This window comes from Nocardia sp. NPDC004718 (assembly GCF_053601535.1).
In genome coordinates this window covers 1-4653 of sequence record NZ_JBSGCA010000121.1, presented here as the reverse complement: position 1 = coordinate 4653, position 4653 = coordinate 1, and the positions used below count along the sequence as shown (strand labels likewise).

The 4653-nt window shown below is 60.6% G+C and carries 6 protein-coding genes; 4 read left to right on the top strand and 2 right to left on the bottom strand.

Features of this window, described 5'->3' with window-relative positions; all coding sequences use genetic code 11:
* Positions 1-332 precede the first annotated feature (332 nt).
* The 4 genes from ACWEH3_RS35680 (at position 333) to ACWEH3_RS35665 (ending at position 2861) form a co-directional block, all read left to right on the top strand.
* The gene (locus tag ACWEH3_RS35680; protein WP_450026718.1) at positions 333-716 is read left to right on the top strand and encodes a hypothetical protein; all 384 of its coding nucleotides are present in this window, start codon (positions 333-335) and stop codon (positions 714-716) included.
* A 206-nt stretch (positions 717-922) separates the two neighbouring features.
* A complete protein-coding gene (locus tag ACWEH3_RS35675) occupies positions 923-1285 on the top strand; it encodes a hypothetical protein (RefSeq protein ID WP_450026716.1) in 363 nt (120 codons plus the stop codon).
* 428 nt (positions 1286-1713) lie between these two features.
* Positions 1714-2004: a transposase gene (locus ACWEH3_RS35670; protein ID WP_324193305.1), complete on the top strand. Its 291-nt coding sequence runs from the start codon at positions 1714-1716 to the stop codon at positions 2002-2004.
* Complete coding sequence (locus ACWEH3_RS35665; RefSeq protein WP_450026720.1) at positions 1989-2861, top strand: IS3 family transposase; 873 nt, start codon at positions 1989-1991, stop codon at positions 2859-2861. Before ACWEH3_RS35670 ends, ACWEH3_RS35665 begins: the two co-directional genes overlap by 16 nt.
* 284 nt (positions 2862-3145) lie before the next feature.
* Here ACWEH3_RS35665 and ACWEH3_RS35660 read toward each other — a convergent pair whose 3' ends face one another.
* Positions 3146-3406, bottom strand: a complete 261-nt coding sequence (locus ACWEH3_RS35660) for a hypothetical protein (protein WP_450026714.1) — start codon at positions 3404-3406, stop codon at positions 3146-3148.
* Positions 3403-4179, bottom strand: a complete 777-nt coding sequence (locus ACWEH3_RS35655; protein WP_450026712.1) for a hypothetical protein — start codon at positions 4177-4179, stop codon at positions 3403-3405. The genes ACWEH3_RS35660 and ACWEH3_RS35655 overlap by 4 nt, the downstream gene beginning before the upstream one ends.
* Positions 4180-4653 lie beyond the last annotated feature (474 nt).

Sequence of the window (4653 nt, the reverse complement as noted above, 5' to 3'; positions counted from 1 at the left end):
ACCGCAACACCATCGAACGTGGCATCAACCGCCTCGAACAACACCATGCCGTCGCCACCCGCTACGAGAAACACGCCACCCGCTACCTCGCCGTCATCCAGATCGCCGCCATCGACCAATGGCTATGACCTCGACACCCACTTCGAGGGCCCCGGATCTTATGCGGCCCGGGCGTTTTTCCGCAGAGCCGCGCTGGGTGGTCCGGACGACGTCGGCTACTGACTTCCTCGGATCGACCGCGGGTGGCAGTCGAGATCGGTGATCGACCGTTCGCGGTCTCGTATCATCGCGACATGACGATTCTGCTGGCGCGACCGGTGCGCGGAGTCTCGGTGCGCTCGCAGAAATCGCCGGGAAATTGTGCGCCCGACTGGGGCTACGCCGTAGTGGATTTCGAGCCGATCCCCGACGGCGAATCATCGTCGGTTGAGTTCGCCTGCGCACCGTGCCATGACACCGAACTCAACGACGCTCTCGCCGAGGGAGCATTGATCGAGTTGGCGGGCACGGGCACCCATGACGCGGGCCGCCGCAGCGGTGAGCCAGTCTCGGCGCGAATGGTGGTTCGTGTCATCAAACAACACGAAGTCGATTCCTGTGCCGCGGTCTATCGCGGGCTGGCTGTATTGGCCGTGCGTGAAATGCTGAGCTGTCTCGACCAGGACCGCGCACCGCAACCGATCATCACCCGAATCAGTATCGGATTCCGGCCGTGACCCCGCGGTCGCCGCGCTAGTCACGCGTCGTGGCTACCAGGGCCGCTCCTCGCTGACCGGGGCGTGCTCGACGAGCCAACCCGGCACGCTGGTGAGTCGAAATCAGCGACTACTTCCCGCTACGGCACCTCATGTATCTACGAACACGGCCGCGTTGCCGGGTTCACAGCACGACGAGCCCCGAATGGCTCCTCTAGCCTAACTCTATGGATTTACGAACCCCGATGCAGCTGTTCCGCAATCAGGAGCTCGTCGGCTTGATCACCGCATACTTCTATGAAACCCCCTGGTCTACCGGCACTCTACAAGATTTCGACCCTGGACGGGGAGTACGCTCGGATCGGGCTGCCAGCTACCTGCAGTGGCTGAACGAGACGGAAAACCTGCCCGAGGACGACGACTCATACGACCGACTATGCAAACAGCAGTTGGCTCGCCGCGACGTGACACAGGCTGACGTTGATTGGTGCCAGTACGGCACATGGACGTTCAAGACCCAGGACGGACTGGACCACCAGGCGTACTCGCTCGAATTCCTCGGCGATGGTCACCTCCAATGGCGCTGGTGACAAGTGCATCCGCGAGTTCTGTAATGCACTGATGTGCATGGATTGCGTTGGCGGGCCGTAGCGGCACCGAGCGGCCAGCCTTGGCTTGAGACACTGCGCCACGTCGACGCGAGACTCGCCCCGCTTATCGCAGACACTGCAGGACCGCGACGTCGATCTGGTGGTGCTCGATCAGAGCATCGACACCTCCACCGCGATCGTGCCGTGGCATCGGCGTACTCGCCGTCCGTGAAATGCTCGCATGCATTGTAGAAAGCCTTGCACCGCGACGGGTTATTACCAGAATCAGTCTGGCAATCGCCCATAACCCGTGGCCAGTCCCCTGTAAGGCGACCACCTGATCCGGCCCCCGGATACGCGACCATCGTTGCGAGAGTTGAGGCAGACTTGACCATCAGGAGGTCATGATGCCGAAATCGTATCCGCCCGTGCTGCGCCGGCAGGTGTGTGTTCGCCTGCGTTCCGGGGAACGCGTCGCCGAGATCGCAGCCGAGACGGGTATCTCGGAGGCCACGCTGTTCAAGTGGAAGGCACAGACCCTGGTCGATGCCGGAGTGCGTGAAGGAGTGCCGAGCGTCGAGGCCGACGAACTGGCCTCAGCGCATCGCCGGATCACTCAGCTCGAGGCCGAACTGAAACTCACCAAGGATGCCTGTGAGTTGTTCGACGAGCAGGTGTTGATTTCCCCAAAAGGAAATACGCGATCGTTGAAAGGCTGATCGCACAGGGTCATTCGGGTCGTGCGGCCTGCCGGATCGTCGGTCTGCACCGCGCCACCTTCTACCGACGGCGCAAACCTTCACTGTCCACCCGGATATTACGCCGGACGGTCGTGGCCGACGAGATCGGCAAGATCCATCTCCGTTCCCGCGGCACCTACGGGCGTCGGCGAATCCAGGCGGCGTTGCTCAGCGAGTACGACATGGTGGTCAACCACAAGTTGATCCATTCGATCATGAGTGAACTGCAGCTTTCCGCTCTTCCGCGGCAAAAGGGACGAAAACCCAATCTTCTCGGTGTCCACACATCATCGGACCTGGTGAACCGCGTGTTCACTGCCGATCGGCCGAACCGGCTGTGGTGTTCGGACATCACCGAACACCCCGCGCGTGACGGAAAGGTCTACTGCTGCGCAATTCTCGACTGCTTCAGCAAGCGGATCGTCGGCCGATCGTTTTCGACGATCCCGGATACCGCGTTGGTCAACAACGCGGTCAATATGGCTGTGCGGGAACGCGCGAAATCCTACGGGGCGATTCTGCACGCGGACCACGGCGTGCAATTCACATCCTGGTCGTTCGGCGAAAACCTGCGGCAGCACAACCTGATTCCCTCGCTCGGCACTGTTGGCGACTGCTTCGACAACGCCGCTATCGAGGCGTTCTGGGGACGGATGCAAACAGAACTTTTGGACACGAGGAAATGGGCCACCAGCCTCGAACTCACAGCCGCGATGGCCGACTGGATCGACAACTTCTACAACACTGAACGCCGCCACAGCTACCTCGGCCACCTCAGCCCTGACGAGTATGAGACGCTGTGGCACGCCATCCAGCCCGAGTCTCAGCTCTCGTAACCCTGGCTCACTTTCCGGGGGCCGGATCAGGTGGTCGCGTTACCGGGGACTGGCCAGGGGTGCTCGTTGCCAGCGCGTCGAGTGCTACGGCAGATGGGATCTGCCCAGCTTTATCGTCGACTACTGATCAAACCCAAGGAGTTGCGCGACGGCGTCGGCCCGGGAACCGTACTTCTCCTCCCGGGCCGTTGTTCGCATCGTCTGCTGCTGAGGCGAGGCGATCGCGGGCCGATGCAATTGCTCGCTGACGTCGGCGGCATGGGCGGGCAGAGAGTCGAGGGCTGTCAGTCGTGGCCGTCGGGGGGGCGGGCGGGAAACAGGGGAAGGTTTCGGTAGTCGATGGGTTCGTAATTGTCGGTGTCATCGAGGGGGTTCGGGGTGTTTTCCCAGCGGGTGATTTCGATGTCCCAGTCAGGGTATGCCGGGTCGTCGGGGCCGATGGCGACCCAGCCGTCTATCATCGCGCCGCCGGGCTCTTGAGTGAAGTAGCGCACAAGAATACGCCCGTCGTCGAGACGCTGGGCCAAAGGATGTTCCGTATTCATGGTATAATCCCTAACGCTTTTTCGAAGGCCTGGTAATAGTCTGCCAGGTACCGGCCCGCAGCGGCCGACTTGAGGAAATCCGGTGGCTCCCTATCGCCCCAGCCGCCGGAGCCGCTGCCCTCGGGGCGAGAGTCATAGTAAAACCACGCAGTGCCCTCAGCGAAGAGTTCCGATCGACCGGCGGGACCAGCCAGTGCGAAATGCTCGGCAGCCTTTGGGCTTGCCTGTTGGATGAGCGGAACAACCCTCGCATGGACTTCGGTGAATAACTTTCCCTCGCTTGGGTACTCAAGAGCATGGTCGAGCGCATGACCGAATTCATGCAGTACAACGTCATAGTAGCCGCCCCGTCTACCACTCACGAGCATCGCATGCTCGTTAGGATTGTACAAGCCGGCGATAGTTTTGAACTCCGCACCAGGCGGTAAACTTTGCGCCAACTCATCGGCTCTCGCCACTGAGAGATACGGATGACCCAGATCCAGCACGTTCTTTTCGGAGCCCAACCAGATTCCGCCATGAATATTTTTGGACATGTGACGTGACACGTAATGGTGCAACCTCTCCGGTAACGTTTCTGCCAACGTTTCCGAATGCACGAGGGAAATATAAGAGCCGTCCGTATGATATCGAGACCCGTACATTTCACGCATAAAATGTTCCGACCGAGTAAAAGTCTCATCATCTGCTGACACATCACCGGGCCCGACCGGTTGCCGACGCGGCGCGGTGGCGGGATCACGATGCTCACCGGGGTCGTCAGTTGTGCTCATTCGAAGCTCGTGGGCACCGTCGGCGTCACCGGTGAGGTGTGCCTTGGCCGCCCCCCTCAGTACCTCGTTGTGCTTACCGACCTCATTCGTGATTTTTTTGCTTACTGGTGGCATAGTGTCGCGCAACCGTTGGGCAGCTAGTCTCAACATCCGGGCGATGGCGCTACTCATTGCGGGCCACAACCCCCGCCGGACGAAGTCTTGCCGTCTGCGTCACACGCTGCGGCCGCCCGGACCCGATCCGTAGAGGCGTCTACGACCACAGAACACTAACCCCTCGCATCCAGGTCTACTTTGCTGCGTACACCACTTCACAACGGATCTTTCCCTGCCATTGGAGCAACTACCACAGCCTAGTACTCCAGCCGGATTTCGTGATGGGTCTATCTCGCTAACGGCTCCTCTCTGTGTCAAGTCTCGATGAGTAGAGAGGTACCGGTATCGCGAAGCATGACTCGGTAGACGACGTCGGCG

Coding starts and splice junctions, on each gene's coding strand:
- ACWEH3_RS35655 (WP_450026712.1), bottom strand. CDS start 4,179: ATGAGCACAACTGACGACCCCGGTGAGCATCGTGATCCCGCCACCGCG.
- ACWEH3_RS35660 (WP_450026714.1), bottom strand. CDS start 3,406: ATGAATACGGAACATCCTTTGGCCCAGCGTCTCGACGACGGGCGTATT.
- ACWEH3_RS35675 (WP_450026716.1), top strand. CDS start 923: ATGGATTTACGAACCCCGATGCAGCTGTTCCGCAATCAGGAGCTCGTC.